The sequence below is a fragment of the Streptomyces speibonae genome (assembly GCF_984686075.1).
The window spans coordinates 1,514,706-1,533,289 of record NZ_OZ480260.1 but is presented as its reverse complement, the minus strand read 5'-3'; the positions used below and the strand labels follow the sequence as shown (position 1 = coordinate 1,533,289).

Genomic DNA, 18,584 nt, shown 5'->3' with positions numbered 1-18,584 from the left:
CCGGGTCACCGCCGCCCCAGGAGTTCCAGCGTGCTGTCCCGGCGTCCCCAGGCGACCACGGCGACGAGCGGGAGGAGGACCAGCGCCAGCACCGAGGGAGTGCCGGCGACGAGGTTCGTGATCACCGCGCCGGTCATCAGACCCGTCAGCCCGAGCGCCGCCGGACCCGACAGACGCGGCACGAGCAGGCCGAGAGCGCCCAGCACCTCGCAGGTGCCGGTCAGGTACCGCAGCCAGTGCCCTGCCCCGATCTGGTCGAAGAACTCGATCATCTTCTCCGAACCGGCCAGCTTCGCCGAGCCGGCGGCCAGATAGAACGGCACCAGGAGCACATGGACCACCAGCACAGCGATGCCCGCGGCCCGGTGCCGGCTCTCGCCCGCCGGCGCCGCCCGCCCGCTCACCGGCCTCCCCCCACGTGCTGGGCGTAGACGCGCTCCAGACCGGAGTCACCCGCTTCGCCGAGCAGCGCGACGAGCAGATCACGCAGGATGCGCGGGCCGTGCCGGGTGAGGACCGACTCGAGGTGGAACTGCGCGGACCGGAACCCCGTGCCGCGCAGCGCGTGCACCTCGCCGGTGCCGGTGTTCCGGCTGACCTCGATGGGCCCCCGCCGGTCCGCCCCGGGGACGACGTCGTGCTCCGCGCGGGCGGCGTACGTGTTGTAGAAGCCCACCAGTTCGGACCGGCCGAACAGATTGACCCGCTTCTGCACACCCTGGTTGGGCACCGTGCGCCGGACCAGTTCGAAACCCAGCTCCGAGGCGAGGATCTGATGTCCCAGACAGATGGACAGGAAGGGCACGGAGCCGGAGAGCAGGTCGCGGGTGAGCGCGCGGAGCGTGCGCATCCGCGGGGAGACCGTGTCGCGCGGGTCGCCCGGGCCGGGTCCGACGACGACGAGGTCGTAGCCCTCCGGCGACGGGAACCGGTCGAAGCGCGTGAGCGTGGCCCTGAGGCCGAGCGCGCGCATCTGATGGCCCAGCATCCCCATGAAGGTGTCCTCGTTGTCGACGATCAGCACCCGCCGCCCGTCCAGCACGGGATCCGGTCCGTCCCGGTGCGCACCGGCGAGCCAGAACCGCGACAAGGTGGCGTTGCGGCCCCGCAGCGCACGGTGCACCCGGGGGTCGTCGGCCGGTGACACGGATGCCCTCGCGGGAGCGGGGCGGCCGCCGGCGCCGCCCGGCGGTGCGAGGCCGAGGGCCTCGAGCATGCCCGCGGCCTTGGCCCTGGTCTCCGCCACCTCGGAGCGGGGGTCGGAATCCCGGACCAGCGTGGCGCCGACGCCCATGCGGAGGCGGCCGGCGCCGTCGATCTCGGCGGTCCGGATCATGATCGCCGAGTCGAGCGTACAGCCGCCCGCGGCATCGCGGCCGATGAGCGCGAGGACGCCGCCGTAGTGCCCGCGTCCCGTGGTCTCGTGACGGGCGATGACCCGGAAGGCGTTCTCGAGGGGACTGCCGGTGACGGTCGGAGCGAGCAGCGTCTCCCGCAGCACGTCGCGGACATCGAGCCCGCTCTCCCCGGTCAGCACGTACTCGGAGTGGGTCAGGCGTGCCATCTCCTTGAGATAGGGACCGTGCACCCGGCCGCCGGCGGTGCACATGCGCGCCATCATCTTGAGCTCCTCGTCCACGACCATGTAGAGCTCGTTGGCCTCCTTGCGGTCGTCGAGGAAGGCCAGCAGCCCGGACGTCTCCGGGCCGGACGGGGGATGCCGGTAGGTCCCGCTGATCGGGTTCATGGATACGGTGCCGCCGGCCATGCCGACATGCCGCTCGGGTGACGCCCCGACGAAGGTGGTGGTGCCGGTGTGGAAGAGGAACGTCCAGTGCGATCCGAGTTCACCGGTCAACAGCCGTCGGAAGACGGCGAGTCGGGTGCGCAGGGAGCAGTCCTCCAGCCGCGCGGTGAAGGAACGCCTGATGACGAAGTTGGAACCGGCGCCCCGCCCGATCTCCTCGCGCAGTACCCGCTCGACGATGCCCGCGTAGTCGTCGTCGCCGATGTCGAAGCCGGCGCCCTCGACCCGTACGTCCTGCTCGGGCAGGGCGGCCAGCGCCTCGTCGCGGCCGAGCGCGGTCTGCTCGGCGACCCGCATGGCCAGCAGGGGAGCCCGGTCGTCGCGGCAGGCGAAGCCCCGCTCGGTGATCTGCCGGTACGGGACCGCCACGAGCAGGTCGTGCCGCGCGCCGTCCCCGCCCTCGCCGGGCAGGGGCAGCCCGGCCAGACCGTCCACGGCCTCGGCCTCGCCGGTGAGGACCTCCACGCGGGCATCCGGCTCCGAACCGGGCCGGTAGAGGAGGGCGAAGGCGCCTCCGTCCGCGCCGAGGCCGGCCAGAACGTCGCGAGGGTCGGCCGGAACGTCCGGGCGGCTGTCCGTACTCGAATCGGTCCCTTGCATGTCGTTCCCCTTCGGTGAGACCGGATGACCCCTTCGGATACTGCGGCGGCGAAAGGCGCGGTACATGACGTGAAGCCGCCATCGCGTGATCCGGGCCGCGCCCCGCCGCATGGCGTGAACCGCTGAATGCGGGGCCACTACTCGGGCGAGTAGTGGGCCCGGCCCGACCGCCCGCCTACTGTCGGTTCGGCAATCCGGAGCGACATCCCACGAGGGGCGGTGACATCGGCTGTGGACGTGCTGGTCCAGAAATTCGGCGGTACCTCCCTGCGGACGCTCGACCACGTCCGCCGCGCCGCCGTGCGCATCTCGGCGGCCCGGAGCCGCGGCCGGGCGGTGGCCGTGGTCGTCTCGGCGCGGGGCAGCAGGACCGATGACCTGTTGCGGCTGGCGGCGGACGTGGGTGCCGCCGGCCCGTCCCGGGAACTGGACCAGCTGCTCGCCGTGGGCGAGTCCGAGTCGGCGGCGCTGATGGCCCTCGCCCTGAACGGGGCCGGGGTGCCGGCCGTGTCACTGACCGGGCATCAGGCCGGCATCCGGGGCACGGACCGGCACGGGGACGCGCTCATCTCGTCCATCGGGGCCGCCCGGGTGCGGTCGGCCCTGAGCGGGGGTCAGGTCGCCGTGGTCACGGGATTCCAGGGAGTGGCCTCCGGCGGGGACGTCGTCACGCTCGGCCGCGGCGGTTCCGACACGACCGCGGTGGCGCTGGCGGCACGGCTGGGCGCCACGGTGTGCGAGATCTACACCGACGTCGACGGCGTCTTCAGCGCCGATCCCCGCACCCTGCCCGCCGCGCGCCGCCTGCCGTGGGTGCCGCCCGGCGTCATGGCGGAGATGGCCTTCGCGGGCGCGAGGGTGCTGCACACCCGCTGCATCGAACTGGCCGCCATGGAAGGGGTCGAAGTGCACGTCCGCAACGCGTCCACGCAGGAGCCCGGAACCGTCGTCGCCGACCGGCAGGACGCCGCCCCGCTGGAGACACGCCGGGCCGTCATGGCGGTGACCCACGACACCGACGTCGCACGCGTGCTGGTCCACTGCCGTGACATCCACCGGGACCTGGCACCGGACGTGTTCGACGTGCTGGCCGGACACGGGACGGTGGTGGACCTGGTCGCCAGATCGGGACCGCACGAGAACGAGTTCCGTATGGGGTTCACCATCCGCCGCAGCGAGGCCGAGGCCGTGCGGACCGCACTGTACGAGCTGACGGCCGCCTTCGGCGGGGGTGTGCGCTTCGACGAGAACGTCGGCAAGGTGTCGGTGGTCGGCATGGGCCTGCTCAGCCGCCCCGAGTACACCGCCCGGCTGATGTCCGCGCTGGCCGCCGCCGGAATCCCGACGAGCTGGATCGCCACGTCCCAGATGAGGCTCTCCGTGGTCGTCCCACGCGAACGCGTCGTCGACGCCGTCGAGACCCTGCACCGCGAGTTCCACCTCGACCGGCCCGAGCCGGCGGGGACCACATCCGTGACGGCCTCCGGCAGTTCCGCCACCGCTTGAGAGAGGCAGGGCACAGTGGCTGTACACAACGCGCCGTTTGCTCGCAGTCTGCGACTGCGGCGCCTCTTCCGACAGAGCGACGGGCGACTGCTCGTCGTACCGCTCGACCACTCCGTCACGGACGGACCGCTGCGCCACGGCGGTCTCGACCCCCTGCTCGGTGAGCTCGCCGGCAGCGGCGTGGACGCCGTGGTGCTGCACAAGGGCAGCCTCCGCCACATCGGCCCCGGCTGGTTCCGCGACATGTCGCTCATCGTGCATCTGAGCGTGAGCACCAGACATGCTCCCGACCCCGACGCCAAGTACCTGGTCGCCCACGTGGACGAGGCGCTGCGGCTGGGCGCCGACGCGGTCAGCGTGCACGTCAACATGGGGTCGCCCCAAGAGGCCCGGCAGATCGCCGACCTGGCGGCCGTGGCGGGGGAGTGCGACCGGTGGAACGTTCCGCTGCTGGCCATGGTGTACGCCCGCGGACCGCAGATCCCCGACTCCCGGGCGCCGGAGCTCGTGGCGCACGCCGCCACGCTCGCCGCGGACCTGGGCGCGGACATCGTCAAGACCGACTACGCCGGAACCCCCGAACAGATGGCCGACGTCGTCCGCGCCTGCCCGATCCCGGTCATCGTGGCCGGCGGCCCGCGCTCGGACGACACCGACAAGGTGCTGGCCCATGTGTCCGACGCGCTGCGCGGTGGCGCGGCCGGCGTGGCCATGGGACGCAATGTCTTCCAGGCCGACCGGCCCGGCTGGATGGCGGCCACGATCGCACGGCTGGTGCACGAGACGCCCCACGTCCCGGACCGGGACGGTGTCGACGACCGGCTCGCTCTCACCTCCTGATCCACCACAACCTTCCGCGACGTCCGCGACCTTCCGCCGAGGAGATACCTGTGAAGCTGTGCTGGCTGGACATCCGCAACGTCAACGGCGCCAAGGAGGCCATCATCGAGGAGGCGGTCCACCAGCGCGTGGACGCCGTCGTGGCGGCCGACCCCGCCGATCTGGAGACGCTGCCCCCCACGGTGAAGAAGGTCCTCTTCCCGCAGAACCTGCCGCTGCCCGAGAAGCTGACGCCCGCCGACCTCGTCGTCGTCGAGCCGGGCCGGCACGGCGAGCCCGCCGAACTCGCCCAGCAGCACCCCGATGTGGAGTTCGGCCGGTTCGTGGAGATCACGGACGCCGACAGCCTCGAGGACGCCTGCCGCGCCGCGCGCCACGACAGGTGGAGCCTGCTGTACTTCCGGGACCCCACCAAGATCCCGCTGGAGATCGTACTGGCCGCCGCCGCCGGAGCGAACGGCAGCATCATCACCCAGGTCGCCGACGTCGAGGAGGCGGAGATCGTCTTCGGTGTCCTCGAGCACGGCTCCGACGGCGTGATGCTCGCCCCGCGCACCGTGGGCGACGCCACCGAGCTGAAGACCGCCGCGGTCAGCAAGGCCGCGGACCTCGACCTGGTGGAGCTGGAGGTCACCGGCATCCGCCGGGTCGGGATGGGCGAGCGGGCCTGCGTCGACACCTGCACGAACTTCGGCCTCGACGAGGGGATCCTCGTCGGTTCGCACTCCACCGGCATGATCCTTTGCTGCAGCGAGACCCACCCGCTGCCGTACATGCCGACCAGGCCGTTCCGGGTCAACGCCGGCGCACTGCACTCGTACACGCTCTCCGCCGACGGGCGCACCAACTACCTCAGCGAACTCCGCTCCGGGGGCCGCGTGATGGCCGTCGACGCCAAGGGGAAGTCCCGGATCGTCACCGTGGGCCGGGTCAAGATCGAGACGCGTCCCCTGCTCGCCATCGACGCGGTCGCGCCCTCGGGTGTGAAGGTCAACCTCATCGTCCAGGACGACTGGCACGTGCGGGTGCTCGGACCGGGCGGCACGGTGCTGAACGTCACGGAGCTGACGGAGGGGACGAAGGTGCTCGGCTGCCTGCCGGTCGAGCAGCGGCACGTCGGCTACCCGATCGACGAGTTCTGCATCGAGAAGTGAGCGAGGGCCACGAGTGCAGCGGGAGGTGACCGCGATGGCCGCGCAACCCGTGCTGGACTTCCATGTACGCCTCGCTCCCCGGCCCGGTGCCGTGGCGCGGCTGCTGACGACGCTGGACACGTGCGGACTGACGCGGGCGGTGGTGTGCGCGGGCGGCACCATCGACCTGGACCGGCTGGCCCGTCAGCTCGTCGAGGGCGGGCACGTCGAGACCGACGCCGACAACGACGCGGTGCTGGACGCCTGCGCGGACACCGACGGACGCCTGGTGCCGTTCTGGTTCGCCAACCCGCACCGCCCGCCCGAGGCGTACCGGGCCAGGGCCGCCGAGTTCCGCGGCCTGGAGATCTCGCCCGCGGTGCACGGAGTCGGCCTGACCGATTCCCGCGTGGCCCAACTCGTCGACGTGGCCGCCGAGTTCGCCCACCCCGTCTACGTGGTGTGTCTGGCCCGGCCCGGAGCGGGGGTGGCCGACCTGGTCGCCCTCGCCCGCCGGTACCCGCACGTCGGCTTCGTACTCGGACACAGCGGCATCGGCAACATCGACTTCCACGCGCTCGACCTGATCCGGGACGACCCCAACATCTGGCTGGAGACCTCCGGCGGCTACACCTGCGTGGCCGAGGCGGCGGTGCGCCGGCTCGGTGCCGGGCGGGTGGTGTTCGGCTCCGAACACCCCCTCCAGCACCCGGCCGTGGAGCTGGCCAAGTTCCAGGTGCTGGCGCTGCCGCCCGAGCAGTGGCGGCAGATCGCCTGGGACAACGCACACCGATTGCTAGGAGAGGAGAAGTGGTGAACGACTCGCATGCGCGTCTGCCCCGTCTCGGCCAGTGGCACGGGCCGGAAGAGCTGCAGCGCATCCAGGAGAAGCAGCTGTCGCAGACCGTCGCCTGGGCGGCCCGCTCGCCGTTCTACCGCAAGACGCTGGACGCCGCGGCCCTGCCCGCCACCGCCGCCGATCTCGCCGGCCTGCCGCTGACGACCAAACAGGACCTGCGCGAGAACCACCCCTTCGGGATGCTCGCCGTCCCCAAGCAGCGGCTGGCCACCTACCACGAGTCGAGCGGCACCGCCGGACGGCCCACGCCCTCGTACTACACGGCGGAGGACTGGACCGACCTGGCCGAGCGCTTCGCCCGCAAGTGGATCGGGATGTCCGAGGACGACGTCTTCCTGGTGCGCACCCCCTACGCACTGCTGCTGACCGGGCATCTCGCGCACGCCGCCGGCCGGCTGTCCGGGGCCACGGTGGTGCCGGGCGACAACCGGTCGCTGGCCATGCCGTACGCCCGTGTCGTGCGCACCCTGCACGACCTCGGGGTCACCCTCACCTGGTCGGTGCCGACCGAGTGCCTCATCTGGGCCGTCGCGGCGAACGCCGCCGGCCACCGGCCGGACGCCGACTTCCCCGCGCTGCGCGCGCTGTTCGTCGGCGGGGAGCCGCTCACCACCGCCCGCCGCCGGCGCATCAGCCGGCTGTGGGGGGTGCCGGTGATCGAGGAGTACGGCTCCACGGAGACCGGCAGCCTCGCCGGCGAGTGCCCGCACGGCCGGATGCACCTGTGGGCGGACCGCGCGCTGTTCGAGGTGTACGACCCGGCGACCGGCAGGGTCGGTGCGGAGGGCGAGGGCCAGCTCGTGGTCACGCCGCTGTTCCGGGAGGCGATGCCCCTGCTGCGCTACAACCTCGAGGACAACGTGCGGGTCTCCTACGACGACTGCGACTGCGGCTGGAACCTGCCCACCGTCCAGGTGCTCGGCAGGGCCGCCTTCGGCTACCGGGTCGGCGACGCGACCGTCACCCAGCACCGGCTGGAGGAACTCGTCTTCTCCCTCCCGGACTCCCACGGCGTGCTGTTCTGGCGGGCGCGGGCGCAGCCGTCGGCCCTGCGCATCGAGATCGAGGTGGCCGAGGAGCACCGCGGGGCCGCCGTGGCCGGACTGACGGCCTCGGTACGGACCGCCTTCGGAGTGGACAGCGAGGTCACCGGCCTGCCCCCGGGCACCCTGATCCCCCACGACGCGCTGACAGCCATGCCCGACGTGGTCAAGCCGCGCAGCCTGTTCGGACCCGACGAGGACTGGGGCAAAGCGCTCCTCTACTACTGAGGCGGACGACATGCCGCAGATACGGGTGGCCGTGGCCGGGGCCGGAATCGCCGGCCTCACCTTCGCCCTCGCCCTGCGCCGGGCCGGAATCGACTGCCACCTCTACGAGCAGGCGGAACGGCTGACCGAGGCGGGCGCCGGTGTGCAGCTCACGCCCAACGCCACCCGGCTGCTGCACCGGCTGGGGCTGAACGACGCGCTGACAGCCGTCGCGGTGACGCCGCGGGCGATCGAGATGCGGCGCTGGGACGACGGGAACCTCCTCCAGCGCACGGAGCTGGGCGGTATGTGCCGCCGGCGCTTCGGGGCGCCGTACTACACCGTGCACCGCGCCCATCTGCACGACGCCCTGCTCTCCCGCGTCCCGCCCGACCGGGTGCACCTCGGTGCCCGCCTCGTCGCGGTGACGCAGGACGCCGGCGAAGCGCGGCTGCACCTGTCCGACGGTACGGCGGTGGCGGCGGACCTGGTCGTCGGCGCGGACGGCATCCGCTCCGTGACCCGCGAGCAGATCGCCGCCGACCGGCCGCGCTACTCCGGGCAGACGATCTACCGGGGCCTGGTGCCCGCGGACCGGGTGCCCCACCTCACCGCCGACCCCCGGGTGCGGCTGTGGTTCGGACCGGACCAGCACTGCGTGTGCTATCCCGTGTCCTCCGGCCGCCAGATCAGTTTCGGCGCCACCGTCTCCTCCTCGCACTGGCGGGAGGAGTCCTGGTCGGCACCGGGCGACCACGCCGAACTCGCGGCCGCGTACACGGGCTGGCACCCGGACGTCACCCGGCTGATCGCGGCGGCGGACGCGGTCGGCCGGTGGGCCCTGCACGACCGCGACAGCCTCGGCCGGCTGAGCACCGGACGGGTGACCGTCATCGGGGACGCCGCCCATCCGATGCTGCCCTTCCAGGCACAGGGCGCCAACCAGGCGATCGAGGACGCCGTCGTCCTCGCGTCCTGCCTCGCCGGCCCGGGCCCGGACGGCCTCGGCGCGGCCCTGCGCCGCTACGAACGGATCCGCCTGCCCCGTACCACCCGCATCCAGCAGCAGTCCCGCGCCAACGCGACGACCTTCCACCTCGCCGACGGAGCCGAGCAACGCCGTCGCGACGCTTCCGTGCAGGCCACCTCGGGTCTGGATCGGCACGAGTGGCTGTTCGGATACGACGCCGAACAGGCCGCCACGAGCAGCAGGAGTTGATGATGGAACTGACCGGAATCGAATCCAGGGTCGCCCTGGTCACCGGGGCGGCGCGGGGCATCGGTGCCGCCGTGGTGGGCACGCTGGCGGGCGCGGGAGCGCATGTCGCCGCCGTGGACCGCGACGCCGGGACGCTCGCCACCGTGGTGGCCAAACTCGAGGCCGAGGGCGCCTCCGTCCGCGCCTGCCCCGCGGACGTGAGCGACAGCGAGCCGGTGGAGGCGCTGGTACGGCGCGTCGAGGACGAACTGGGCCCGATCGGCATCCTCGTGAACGCGGCCGGCGTGCTGCACACCGGCCGGGCGGTCGAGCTGTCGGACCAGCAGTGGAACGACATCTTCTCGGTCAACGCCTCAGGGGTGTTCCACGTGTCCCGCGCGGTGGCCCGGCGCATGATGGTCCGCCGCGGCGGAGCGATCGTGACCGTGGCGTCCAACGCCGCCGGTGTGCCGCGCACCGAGATGTCCGCGTACGCCGCGTCCAAGGCGGCGTCGGCCCAGTTCACCCGGTGCCTGGGCCTGGAGCTCGCCGACTACGGCATCCGCTGCAACGTCGTCTCGCCGGGCTCCACGGACACCCCCATGCTGCGCGCCATGCTCGGCGAGGGCGGGGACCCCCGGCAGGTGATCGAGGGGTCGCCGAGCGCGTACCGCGTCGGCATCCCGCTGCGGAAGCTGGCCCGGCCGCAGGACGTGGCCGACGCCGTCGCGTACCTCGTGTCCGACCAGGCCGGTCACGTGACGATGCACGACCTCTACGTGGACGGCGGCGCCGCCCTGCACGTGTGACACCGCCCCGCACGTGTGACACGCCCGACGGACTTCAGGAGACGGACCATGGCCATGAACCCGATCGCGCCGTACCGCATGCCAGGCCGGAGCGACCTGCCCGCCGCGGCGGTGAGCTGGCGGCCCGATCCGGAGCGCGCGGTCGTCCTGGTGCACGACATGCAGCGGTACTTCCTGCGCGCCTTCCCGGCCGGGCGGTCGCCGCTGACCGACCTCCTCGGCAACGTCACCGAACTGCTCGCCGCGGCGCGCACCGCCCGGGTGCCGGTGATGTACACGGCGCAGCCGGGCGGAATGAGCCGCAAGGACCGCGGGCTGCTGAACGACTTCTGGGGCCCCGGAATGTCCGCCGAGGAGACCGACCGGGGCATCGTCGACGACGTCGCCCCGGAGCCGGGCGACACGGTGCTCACGAAGTGGCGCTACAGCGCGTTCTTCCGCAGCGACCTGGAGGAACGGCTGCGGCGGTCCGGACGGGACCAGCTGGTCGTCTGCGGTGTCTACGCGCACATGGGCTGCCTGATCACCGCCTGCGACGCGTACAGCCGCGACATCCAGCCCTTCCTCGTGGCGGACGCCCTGGCCGACCTCTCGCTCGACGACCACCTCATGGCACTGCGCTATGCCGCGGACCGCTGCGCCGTGCCGCTGACCACGGCCGACACGCTGGCCGGGCTCGGGGCCCGAACCGCACCCGCCGCGTCCGCCGCCCGAACCACACCCATCCACGGAGGTACACGTCCATGTCCGAGCGCACCCATGTCGTCGTCATCGGCGGAACGTCGGGAATCGGGCGGCACTTCGCCCAGTCCTGCGCCGAGCGGGGCGACGACGTGATCATCACCGGCCGTTCGGAGGAGCGGACCAAGGGCGTCGCCCACGAGATCGGCGGGCGCACCCGCGGACTCGCCCTGGAACTGGCCGACCCGGAGCGGATCGCGGCCGCGCTCGCCGACGTGGGACGCGTCGACCGACTCGTGCTCGCGGCACTCGACCGGGACCACAACACGGTGCGCGCGTACCGGCCGGCCGACGCTGTCCGGCTGCTCACGGTGAAGCTCACCGGCTACACGGAGGTGGTGCACACCCTCGCCCCGCGGATGACCGACGACAGCGCCGCCGTCCTGATCGGTGGCCTGGCCAGTCACCGGCCCTACCCCGGCTCCACGTCCGTGACGACCGCCAACGGCGGCATCGGCGCGCTGGTGCGGACGCTGGCGGTGGAACTCTCCCCGATCCGGGTCAGCGCCCTGCACCCGAGCATCGTCTCGGACACGCCGTTCTGGAGCGACAAGCCCGCCGCACGCGAGGCCGCCGCGGCGGGCGCGCTCACCAAGCGCCCGGTGACGATGGAGGACTGCACCCACGCGATCCGGTTCCTGCTGGAGAACCGCGCGATCAACGGCGTCAACCTGAACATCGACGGCGGCGAAGTGCTCATCTGACGCCGGACGACACACGCCAGGGACCCCACCGGCCGGTCGCGCCCTGTCCGTGCTCCCGCTCCGCGCGCGTGTGGCGCGTCAGATCACGGGCCGAGAACAGGGCCATACCGGCGTGGAAGCCCGTCACCGGCACCGGAAGCCGTGCCCAGTAGGCGAGCCGGCCGTCGACGTGGAACTCCGCCTCCGACGTGCCGGCCCGGTAGCCGATCGCGTACCGGTGCCGCTGCCCCGGCTCCGTCGGCACGTCCAGCACCACCCGGTGGATGAAGTGTTCGTGCGGCTCGGCGACGCCCGGCAGCGCCAGCCGTTCGATCACCGCGTACACGGTGTCGTTCGTTGCGGCGGCGTTCAGAACGACACCGCTCTCCAGGTCGAAGACGTTCACGGTGCCGAAGGCGTCGAGCAGGTCGTGGGGGACCTGGCCGTAGGTCCGCACCCCCATCTCGACCTCGAACGTCAGCTCGCCGGAACCCGGCACGGCGAACCGCCGCGCCGACCGGTACATCTGCTTGGCGTTGTTCTGCCGCGGGTCCGTGTCGTGGAAGCGGGTGAACGGGTGCACGGTCAGCTCGAACCGTCCGTCTCCGGTGCTCACCCGGGCATTGCGGTCCCGGTACGCGTGCCGCGCGCCGTCGGCCCCGGTGACCGACATGATCGTCCAGCGGGCGGGGTCGAGCTCCGGGCTCGTGAAGTCGTCGTACGTCCACACTTCGGTCCGGGGCACTGACTCGGTCTGAGGCAACGACATCATGCCGTCACCATCGATGCCGTCCGCCGCTTCGGACCATCACACGTTCACGCCGTTCGGACGCGTGGCGCGCCATGCCTGCACCGGCCGGCGGAAATCCCGTGAATGGGTCATGCCCGCGCGGAGCGCCGATCCGAGACTGCCTACTGACCGCCGCGCCCGCCCGCCGGGAGCGTGATCACGGGGCGGTCCGGCCGAACAGGAACACCCGGCACAGCACACCGACCGACCACGGACCGCGTGGAGCGGTCGGACCGACCCGTCGCGCTTGGAGGCAATCGTGGAGCCGGTACCGGTACTGGTCGTGGGCGCGGGCCCGGTCGGGATGGCCGCCGCCCTGGCGCTCGCCCGGCAGGGCGTCCCCTGTGTGCTCGCCGACCAGGGCCTCGAGACCTCCGTCCATCCCAAGCTGGACTACGTCAACAGCCGCAGCATGGAATTCTTCCGCCGGCTCGGCCTCGCCGACGACATCCGTGCGGCCGGCGTCGCTCCCGGGCACCGGGCCGACGTGATCTGGTCGACGGGCCTCGCCGGCGAGCCGATCACCACCTGGCGGCTTCCCTCGGTGGACGAGGAACGGCGGCGCATCGCGGAACAAAACGACGGCACCCAGCCCGCCGAGCCGGGCCAGCGCGTCTCCCAGATCGAACTGGAGCCGGTGCTGCGCGCGCACTGCCGGCGCGAACCACTGGTCGACCTGCGCTGCGGCCTGCGGTTCGACACCCTCACGCAGGACGACGAGGGGGTGACCAGCCGGCTGGTCGACGTCATGACCGACGAGGAGGTCCGGCTCCGGTCCCGCTACGTCATCGGCTGCGACGGTGCGTCGAGCCGGGTCCGCGAGGTCACCGGCATCGGCGAGCAGGGCTTCGACGTGCCCGCGCTGCCCGGTGCCTTCATGGTGCACTTCAAGAGCCGGGACCTGGACACCCTGCACCGGCACGGCCGGTTCTGGCACTACTTCGCCTTCCGCTACGTCATCATCGCCCAGGACGAGGCCGACACCTGGACGGCCCACGTCAACGGCGCGCGGCCGGACGAGTTCGACACGCCGCCGGCCGACCCGGCGGCGTTCCTGCTGGAGACGATGCGCACCGAGCTCAAGATCGACAAGGTGCTGCTGACGTCGCGCTGGCGCCCCGGATTCATGATCGCGGACCGTTACCGCGCCGGACGGGTCCTCCTCGCCGGCGACTCGGCCCACCGCATGTTCCCGACCGGCGCCTACGGGATGAACACCGGCATCGGCGACGCGGTCGACGCCGCCTGGAAGACCGCCGCTCTCGTCAAGGGCTTCGGCGGCCCGGCCCTGCTCGACAGCTACCAGGCCGAACGCCACCCGGTGGGTCTGCGCACCCTGCACACCTCGCACCGGCACCTCGGTGTGCACCTCAGGGCGGGGGAGCTGCTGCGTGAGGGCGCCCCGCCGGCCGCCCTCGCCTCCTACCTCGACGCCGAGCGCGGCGAGAACGAGTACCGGGGGATCGAGCTCGGCCAGCGCTACCGCGACTCGCCCGTCGTCTGCCACGAGAACGGCCCCGAACCCCCGTGGAGCCCCCGGGAGTACACGCCGACCACCTGGCCCGGAAGCCGCCCGCCCGGCTATCTCCTGGACGGCGGCACCCCGATCCTCGACCGCTACGCGCACTCCTTCACCCTGGTCGACTTCGCCGGCGACGGCCGGGCGGAGCCGCTCCTCGACGCGGCGGCCGCCCAGGGACTCCCGGTCGCCCACACCGTGGTCACCGATGCCGGCGCCCGGCAGGTCTGGGAACGGGACCTCGTCCTCCTGCGGCCCGACCACCACGTGGCCTGGCGCGGGAACAGGCCGCACCCGGACCCGGCCGCCGTGATCCGGCGGGTCAGGGGCGCCGGGTGACCGGACACACCATCCGCACTCCTCCACTGGGCGGTGCTGATCCTCGACAGGAGCACACATGCAGCCATCAGGCGTTACGGCGGACGTCAACCACAGCCGGCCGTGGGAGGGCAGACCGGCGGCGCAGCAGCCACAGTGGCGGGAGCACGCCGCCCACGAGGCGTCGTGCCGCTTCCTGGAGTCGGCTCCGCCCCTGGTGACGGCCGCGGAGATCCAGCAACTGCGGTGGTCGCTGGCGGACCTGCTGACGACCGACGCGCTCCTGCTCCAGCTGGGCGACTGCGCGGAGAGCCTCTACGAGTGCACCCCCCGGCACACGGCTCAGAAACTCCAGGTCGTCGACCGGCTGGCGAGCCGGTTCGGCGAACTCACCGGCCGGCGCGTCCTGCGCGTCGGCCGCATGGGAGGGCAGTTCGCCAAACCCAGGTCGCAGTCGACCGAGACCCACGGCGCGCTGGTGATCCCCTCGTTCCGGGGGCACATGATCAATTCCGAACTCGCCGTGCCGCAGACCCGGCAGCCCGACCCCCGGCGCATGGTGTGGGCGTACGAGGCCGCCTCCGCCGTGCAGCGGGCGATGCGGACGCACCGCCGGGGAGAAGGGCGGCCGCCGGCCGCGGACGGGCCGTGGTCGAGCCACGAGGCCCTGGTGGTGGACTACGAGTCCCGGCTGGTGCGCCGCGACCCCGAGACGGACCGGCTGTACCTGGGCTCCACCCACCTGCCGTGGGTGGGGGAGCGGACCCGCCGGCCGGACCAGGCCCATGTCGCCCTGCTCTCCGCCGTGGTCAACCCGGTGGGGTGCAAGATCGGACCGACCGCGACGGCCGACGAGGTCCTGCGTGTGTGCGAGGTGCTCGACCCGCGGCGCGAACCCGGCCGCCTCGTCCTGATACCGAGGATGGGCCATCACCGGATCGAGCAGGCCCTGCCGCCCCTCGTCCGGGCGGTGGCCAACGCCGGACACCCGGTGGTGTGGCTGAGCGACCCCATGCACGGCAACACCGTGAAATCCGGTCTCGGCCTCAAGACACGCCACCTGTCCCATGTGATCGCGGAGGCGCTGCGGTTCCGCGACATCGTCGAGAGGCTGCGGCAGCACGCCGCCGGCCTCCACATAGAGGTCGCGGCCGACGACGTGACCGAGTGCATCGGCGGGCCCGTGGAGCACGAGGACGGACTGGTGCGGCACTACACCACCCTCTGCGATCCGAGACTCAACGCGGACCAGGCCACCGAGCTCATCGAGGCGTGGGCCAAGGGAACGGGGTGACGACGGTGATTCCACTGGTGCACAGAAGCCCGGTCGAGCGCGAACTGGCCGCCGTGGCCGAGGTGTTCGGCACCGAAGGGCCGGCCGGCCGGCCGGCGGGGGAGCTGGAGGCGGAGTTGACCGGCCGCTACGGGGCCGCAGGCGCGCTCGTGGTGAGCGACGGCGCCGAGGCCCTCCGGCTGGCCCTGCTGGGGCTCGGCGTCGAGCCGGGCGACGAGGTGATCGTCGCCGACTACGGACTCCCGGCCCCCGCCCACGCGGTGCGCCACGTCGGTGCCGTACCCGTCCTCGCCGACGTGCGCGCCGACACGGGGACCGTCGACCCGTGGGCGGTCGCGGACCTGATCGGCCCCCGGACCGTGGGCGTGATCGCGGTGGACACCGTCGGCCTGCCGGCCGACTACACGGAACTGAGGTGGATCACCGACCACCACGGCCTGTTCCTCGTCGAGGACGCCACCTGCGCGGCGGGCGCGAGCTACAAGGGACGCCGGGCGGGCGCCCTCGCACCGGTCGCCTGCCTCTCGCCCCACGGGCACCAGGGGGCCGTGCGGGGCGAGGGCGCCGCGCTGCTGACCCGCGATTCCGTCGTCGGGGCCGCCGCCCGGGCCCGCCTGTCGGCAGCCCGCACCGGCGCCGCCGATGAGGCGGCCCTCCCGGCCCCGGGCCCCGGCGACCTCACCCGCGACCGCGGGCCGTCCGACGTCGCCGCCGCCCTGCGGGTGCGGCTGGCCCGGACGGACGAGCTGCTGCGGCGCCGGCGTGCCGTGGCCGCCCGGTACGCGGCCCTGCTCGCGGACGAGGAACTGCTGTCGCTGCCGCATGTGCCGCAGAACCGTTGCCACGCGTGGCAGTCCTACGTGGTGACGCTGGACCCGGGGGTGGACCGCGCCGCGGTCGCCGCCGATCTGCGGGCGCGGGGCATCGGATGCGGACACGGCGCGTGGGCCTCCCATCTGCTGCCCGCGTTCGGCGCGTCGAAGCACGCCTGCCCCGTCGCGACGGATCTGTTCCGGCGCAATCTCGCCCTCCCCATGCACGCCGAGCTCACCATGTGCCAGGCCGAACAGGTCGCGGCCGCACTGCGGACGGCGCTGCGGGCCCACCGGCCGGCGCACCCGGGCCGGGCGGGTACGGCGTTCCCCGGAATTGACGCTTCTCTGACATTTCCCGGAAACCCCGCCGGCAGTGCGCACGAAATTGACATTTCCTGACCTCGAGTTGAATGCGCGACTCTTTTCGGGGCCGTACCCGTGAAAGAGAATCGTCGAAGAAACCGGCCCGCGAAGAAATGACGCAGAAAAAGTTCGGGGAGGAGCACGGTGAAACCAGAACTCGACGCACCCGAAGGCGCCCGGTACGCGAAGATCATGGGAGTGGGTTCGTATCGCCCGCGTCGCATCGTCGACAACGAGGAGGCATGCCGGCTCATCGATTCCTCGGACGACTGGGTGCGTTCCCGCACCGGAATCGTCACACGTCGGTGGGCGGGCCCGGACGAGACCCTGGGCGTGATGGCGGAGCAGGCCGCCCTCAAGGCCGTCGCGGCCGCGGGCCTCGGCACGGCGGACATCACCTGCGTCATCGCCGCCACCTTCACCCATCTCAAGCAGACGCCCGCCATCGCGACCGAGATAGCCCACCGGATCGACGCCGCGCGGGCCGCCGCCTTCGACGTGTCGGCGGGCTGCGCCGGTTTCGTCCACGGGGTCGTGCTCGCGGCCGACTCCGTCCGCAGCCGCGGCGGCCATGTCCTGGTCGTGGGCGTGGAGCGGATGACCGATCTGCTGAACCTGCGGGACCGCTCCACGGCCTGCATCTTCGGGGACGGTGCCGGGGCCGTGGTGATCGGCCCTGCCACGCACCCCGGATTCGGGCCGGCGGTCTGGGGCGCGGACGGGTCCCAGGCGGACGCCATCGAGCAGAGCCTGCCGTGGGACGCGCTGCGGGACGGCATCGGCGAGGACCCCTTCCCGTATCTGAGACAGGAAGGCCAGCGCGTCTTCCGCTGGGCCGCCTACGAGATGGCGGACGTCGCCGAGCGGGCCCTGGCCGCCGCGGGGATCACGGCCTCCGACGTCGACGTCTTCATCCCGCACCAGGCGAACGTCCGGATCATCGACACCATCGCGCGGCGGGTCGGACTGCCGGAGTCCACCGTCGTCGCCAAGGACATCGTGACGGCGGGCAACACCTCCGGCGCCTCCGTTCCGCTGGCCCTGGACGCGGTGCTGTCCTCGGGACAGGCCCGGAGCGGCGACCTCGCCCTGCTCGTGGGCTACGGGGCGGGCCTGTGCTACGCGGCGACGGTCGCCGTCCTTCCCTAGAGCCTGGCCGCGCCGCCTCCGCCGGGAGGCGGCGGGCCTCAGACCTCCGGTGCGGCGCCGGACTCCGGGGCGCCGTACGCGCTCTGCTGCCGGCCCAGTCGGAAGCCGACGCCGCGCACGGTCACGATCCACTCCGGGGAGCCGAGTTTGCTGCGGATCTTGCTGATGTGCGTGTCGATGGTCCGGCGCGACCACGCGTCCCCCCACACCTCCCGCATGATCCGCTGCCTCGACAGGACGGCATCGGGCCGAGAGGCGAGAAGGCGCACCAGGTCGAACTCCTTGCGCGTGAGGTCGATGGGCCTGCCGTCCAGGCTGACCCGGCGTGCGGACACGTCGATGAGGAGAGGTCCGTGCGCTATCACCGACGGATCCGCCGTCGGCGCGCGGCCCTGGCAGCGGCGCATCACCGCTTCGATGCGCGCCACGAGTTCGCGGAAACCGTAGGGCTTGACGAGGTAGTCGTCGGCTCCGGCCTGCAGGCCGAGGACTCGGTCCAGTTCGCTGCCGCGTGCGGTGACGGCGATGACGGGGACGCCGCTGCCGGCGCGGATGCGCCGGCAGACCTCGAGGCCGTCGAGGTCGGGCAGATCGAGGTCCATCAGGACCATGTGGGCGTCCCCGTACGCCTCCAGGGCGGCCCTGCCCGTGGCGACCCGTTCCGCCTCGTGCCCCTGCCGTAGCAGGCCCGTCACCAGGGCGTCCGCACTCGCCGTGTCGCTGTCCACGACGAGGATGCGCCAGGCGACGGTTGGCTGCGCGACGTGGTCGGGGGTGGTGGCCCGCCCGCGGTCCGGACGCTCCGGCCGACGGCGGTCGTGCCCCGCGCGTGTCAGCGTCAGGTGCGGACGGTTGCCGGCAGTGCTCACGCTCTCCCCCTCGCCGGGCCCACCGTCCGGTATCCGCCGGG

17 protein-coding genes are annotated in these 18,584 nt (G+C 72.7%); 13 read left to right on the top strand and 4 right to left on the bottom strand.

What is annotated here, in order from left to right:
* Positions 1-5: 5 nt before the first annotated feature.
* Entirely contained in the window at positions 6-404 is a 399-nt protein-coding gene (locus AC5L3C_RS06735; protein ID WP_493647597.1) for a DoxX family protein, read from the bottom strand.
* Complete coding sequence (locus tag AC5L3C_RS06730; RefSeq protein ID WP_493647595.1) at positions 401-2,407, bottom strand: anthranilate synthase family protein; 2,007 nt, start codon at positions 2,405-2,407, stop codon at positions 401-403. Before AC5L3C_RS06730 ends, AC5L3C_RS06735 begins: the two co-directional genes overlap by 4 nt.
* A 219-nt stretch (positions 2,408-2,626) precedes the next feature.
* On the opposite strand from AC5L3C_RS06730, the gene AC5L3C_RS06725 reads away from it, so the two are divergent.
* Genes AC5L3C_RS06725 through AC5L3C_RS06685 form a run of 9 tightly spaced genes read left to right on the top strand, consistent with a single transcriptional unit; the run spans position 2,627 to position 11,447 of the window.
* On the top strand, positions 2,627-3,913 hold the full coding sequence (locus AC5L3C_RS06725) for an aspartate kinase (RefSeq protein WP_493647593.1): 1,287 nt from the start codon (positions 2,627-2,629) through the stop codon (positions 3,911-3,913).
* Between the two features lie 15 nt (positions 3,914-3,928).
* Entirely contained in the window at positions 3,929-4,753 is an 825-nt protein-coding gene (locus AC5L3C_RS06720) for a 2-amino-3,7-dideoxy-D-threo-hept-6-ulosonate synthase (RefSeq protein WP_493647592.1), read from the top strand.
* Positions 4,754-4,803: 50 nt separating this feature from the next.
* Positions 4,804-5,907 (top strand): 3-dehydroquinate synthase II family protein, encoded by a 1,104-nt coding sequence (locus AC5L3C_RS06715; RefSeq protein WP_493647590.1) that lies wholly within the window; start codon positions 4,804-4,806, stop codon positions 5,905-5,907.
* A gap of 34 nt (positions 5,908-5,941) precedes the next feature.
* The gene (locus AC5L3C_RS06710) at positions 5,942-6,703 is read left to right on the top strand and encodes an amidohydrolase family protein (RefSeq protein WP_493647588.1); all 762 of its coding nucleotides are present in this window, start codon (positions 5,942-5,944) and stop codon (positions 6,701-6,703) included.
* Positions 6,700-8,016, top strand: coding sequence for a phenylacetate--CoA ligase family protein (locus tag AC5L3C_RS06705; RefSeq protein ID WP_493647586.1), 1,317 nt, complete (start codon positions 6,700-6,702; stop codon positions 8,014-8,016). The genes AC5L3C_RS06710 and AC5L3C_RS06705 overlap by 4 nt, the downstream gene beginning before the upstream one ends.
* A 10-nt stretch (positions 8,017-8,026) precedes the next feature.
* Positions 8,027-9,214, top strand: coding sequence for an FAD-dependent monooxygenase (locus tag AC5L3C_RS06700; RefSeq protein WP_493647585.1), 1,188 nt, complete (start codon positions 8,027-8,029; stop codon positions 9,212-9,214).
* A 2-nt stretch (positions 9,215-9,216) separates the two neighbouring features.
* Positions 9,217-10,002, top strand: a complete 786-nt coding sequence (locus AC5L3C_RS06695; RefSeq protein WP_493647583.1) for a 2,3-dihydro-2,3-dihydroxybenzoate dehydrogenase — start codon at positions 9,217-9,219, stop codon at positions 10,000-10,002.
* A gap of 48 nt (positions 10,003-10,050) precedes the next feature.
* Positions 10,051-10,839: an isochorismatase family protein gene (locus AC5L3C_RS06690; RefSeq protein WP_493647581.1), complete on the top strand. Its 789-nt coding sequence runs from the start codon at positions 10,051-10,053 to the stop codon at positions 10,837-10,839.
* Positions 10,746-11,447 (top strand): SDR family NAD(P)-dependent oxidoreductase, encoded by a 702-nt coding sequence (locus tag AC5L3C_RS06685; RefSeq protein ID WP_493647579.1) that lies wholly within the window; start codon positions 10,746-10,748, stop codon positions 11,445-11,447. The genes AC5L3C_RS06690 and AC5L3C_RS06685 overlap by 94 nt, the downstream gene beginning before the upstream one ends.
* On the opposite strand, the gene AC5L3C_RS06680 is transcribed toward AC5L3C_RS06685, so the two are convergent.
* Positions 11,440-12,171 carry a DUF6081 family protein gene (locus tag AC5L3C_RS06680; RefSeq protein WP_493647577.1) on the bottom strand — a complete coding sequence of 244 codons (732 nt, stop codon included), beginning with the start codon at positions 12,169-12,171 and terminating at the stop codon, positions 11,440-11,442. The genes AC5L3C_RS06685 and AC5L3C_RS06680 overlap by 8 nt on opposite strands.
* A gap of 304 nt (positions 12,172-12,475) precedes the next feature.
* Between AC5L3C_RS06680 and AC5L3C_RS06675 the strand changes: the two genes are divergently transcribed.
* From AC5L3C_RS06675 to AC5L3C_RS06660, 4 genes are all read left to right on the top strand, one after another.
* A complete protein-coding gene (locus AC5L3C_RS06675; RefSeq protein ID WP_493647575.1) occupies positions 12,476-14,074 on the top strand; it encodes an FAD-dependent monooxygenase in 1,599 nt (532 codons plus the stop codon).
* Positions 14,075-14,132: 58 nt separating this feature from the next.
* Positions 14,133-15,347: a 3-deoxy-7-phosphoheptulonate synthase gene (locus AC5L3C_RS06670; protein WP_493647574.1), complete on the top strand. Its 1,215-nt coding sequence runs from the start codon at positions 14,133-14,135 to the stop codon at positions 15,345-15,347.
* Positions 15,348-15,364: 17 nt separating this feature from the next.
* Positions 15,365-16,561 (top strand): DegT/DnrJ/EryC1/StrS family aminotransferase, encoded by a 1,197-nt coding sequence (locus tag AC5L3C_RS06665; protein ID WP_493647572.1) that lies wholly within the window; start codon positions 15,365-15,367, stop codon positions 16,559-16,561.
* 108 nt (positions 16,562-16,669) lie between these two features.
* Positions 16,670-17,674 (top strand): beta-ketoacyl-ACP synthase 3, encoded by a 1,005-nt coding sequence (locus AC5L3C_RS06660; RefSeq protein ID WP_493647571.1) that lies wholly within the window; start codon positions 16,670-16,672, stop codon positions 17,672-17,674.
* A 38-nt stretch (positions 17,675-17,712) separates the two neighbouring features.
* On the opposite strand, the gene AC5L3C_RS06655 is transcribed toward AC5L3C_RS06660, so the two are convergent.
* A complete protein-coding gene (locus AC5L3C_RS06655) occupies positions 17,713-18,543 on the bottom strand; it encodes a response regulator transcription factor (protein ID WP_493647569.1) in 831 nt (276 codons plus the stop codon).
* Positions 18,544-18,584: the final 41 nt, after the last annotated feature.

What these genes read in the sequence shown, in the direction of transcription:
- AC5L3C_RS06730 (WP_493647595.1), bottom strand. Translation starts at nt 2,407, where the DNA reads ATGCAAGGGACCGATTCGAGTACGGACAGCCGCCCGGACGTTCCGGCC.
- AC5L3C_RS06710 (WP_493647588.1), top strand. Translation starts at nt 5,942, where the DNA reads ATGGCCGCGCAACCCGTGCTGGACTTCCATGTACGCCTCGCTCCCCGG.
- AC5L3C_RS06700 (WP_493647585.1), top strand. Translation starts at nt 8,027, where the DNA reads ATGCCGCAGATACGGGTGGCCGTGGCCGGGGCCGGAATCGCCGGCCTC.
- AC5L3C_RS06695 (WP_493647583.1), top strand. Translation starts at nt 9,217, where the DNA reads ATGGAACTGACCGGAATCGAATCCAGGGTCGCCCTGGTCACCGGGGCG.
- AC5L3C_RS06690 (WP_493647581.1), top strand. Translation starts at nt 10,051, where the DNA reads ATGGCCATGAACCCGATCGCGCCGTACCGCATGCCAGGCCGGAGCGAC.
- AC5L3C_RS06685 (WP_493647579.1), top strand. Translation starts at nt 10,746, where the DNA reads ATGTCCGAGCGCACCCATGTCGTCGTCATCGGCGGAACGTCGGGAATC.
- AC5L3C_RS06670 (WP_493647574.1), top strand. Translation starts at nt 14,133, where the DNA reads ATGCAGCCATCAGGCGTTACGGCGGACGTCAACCACAGCCGGCCGTGG.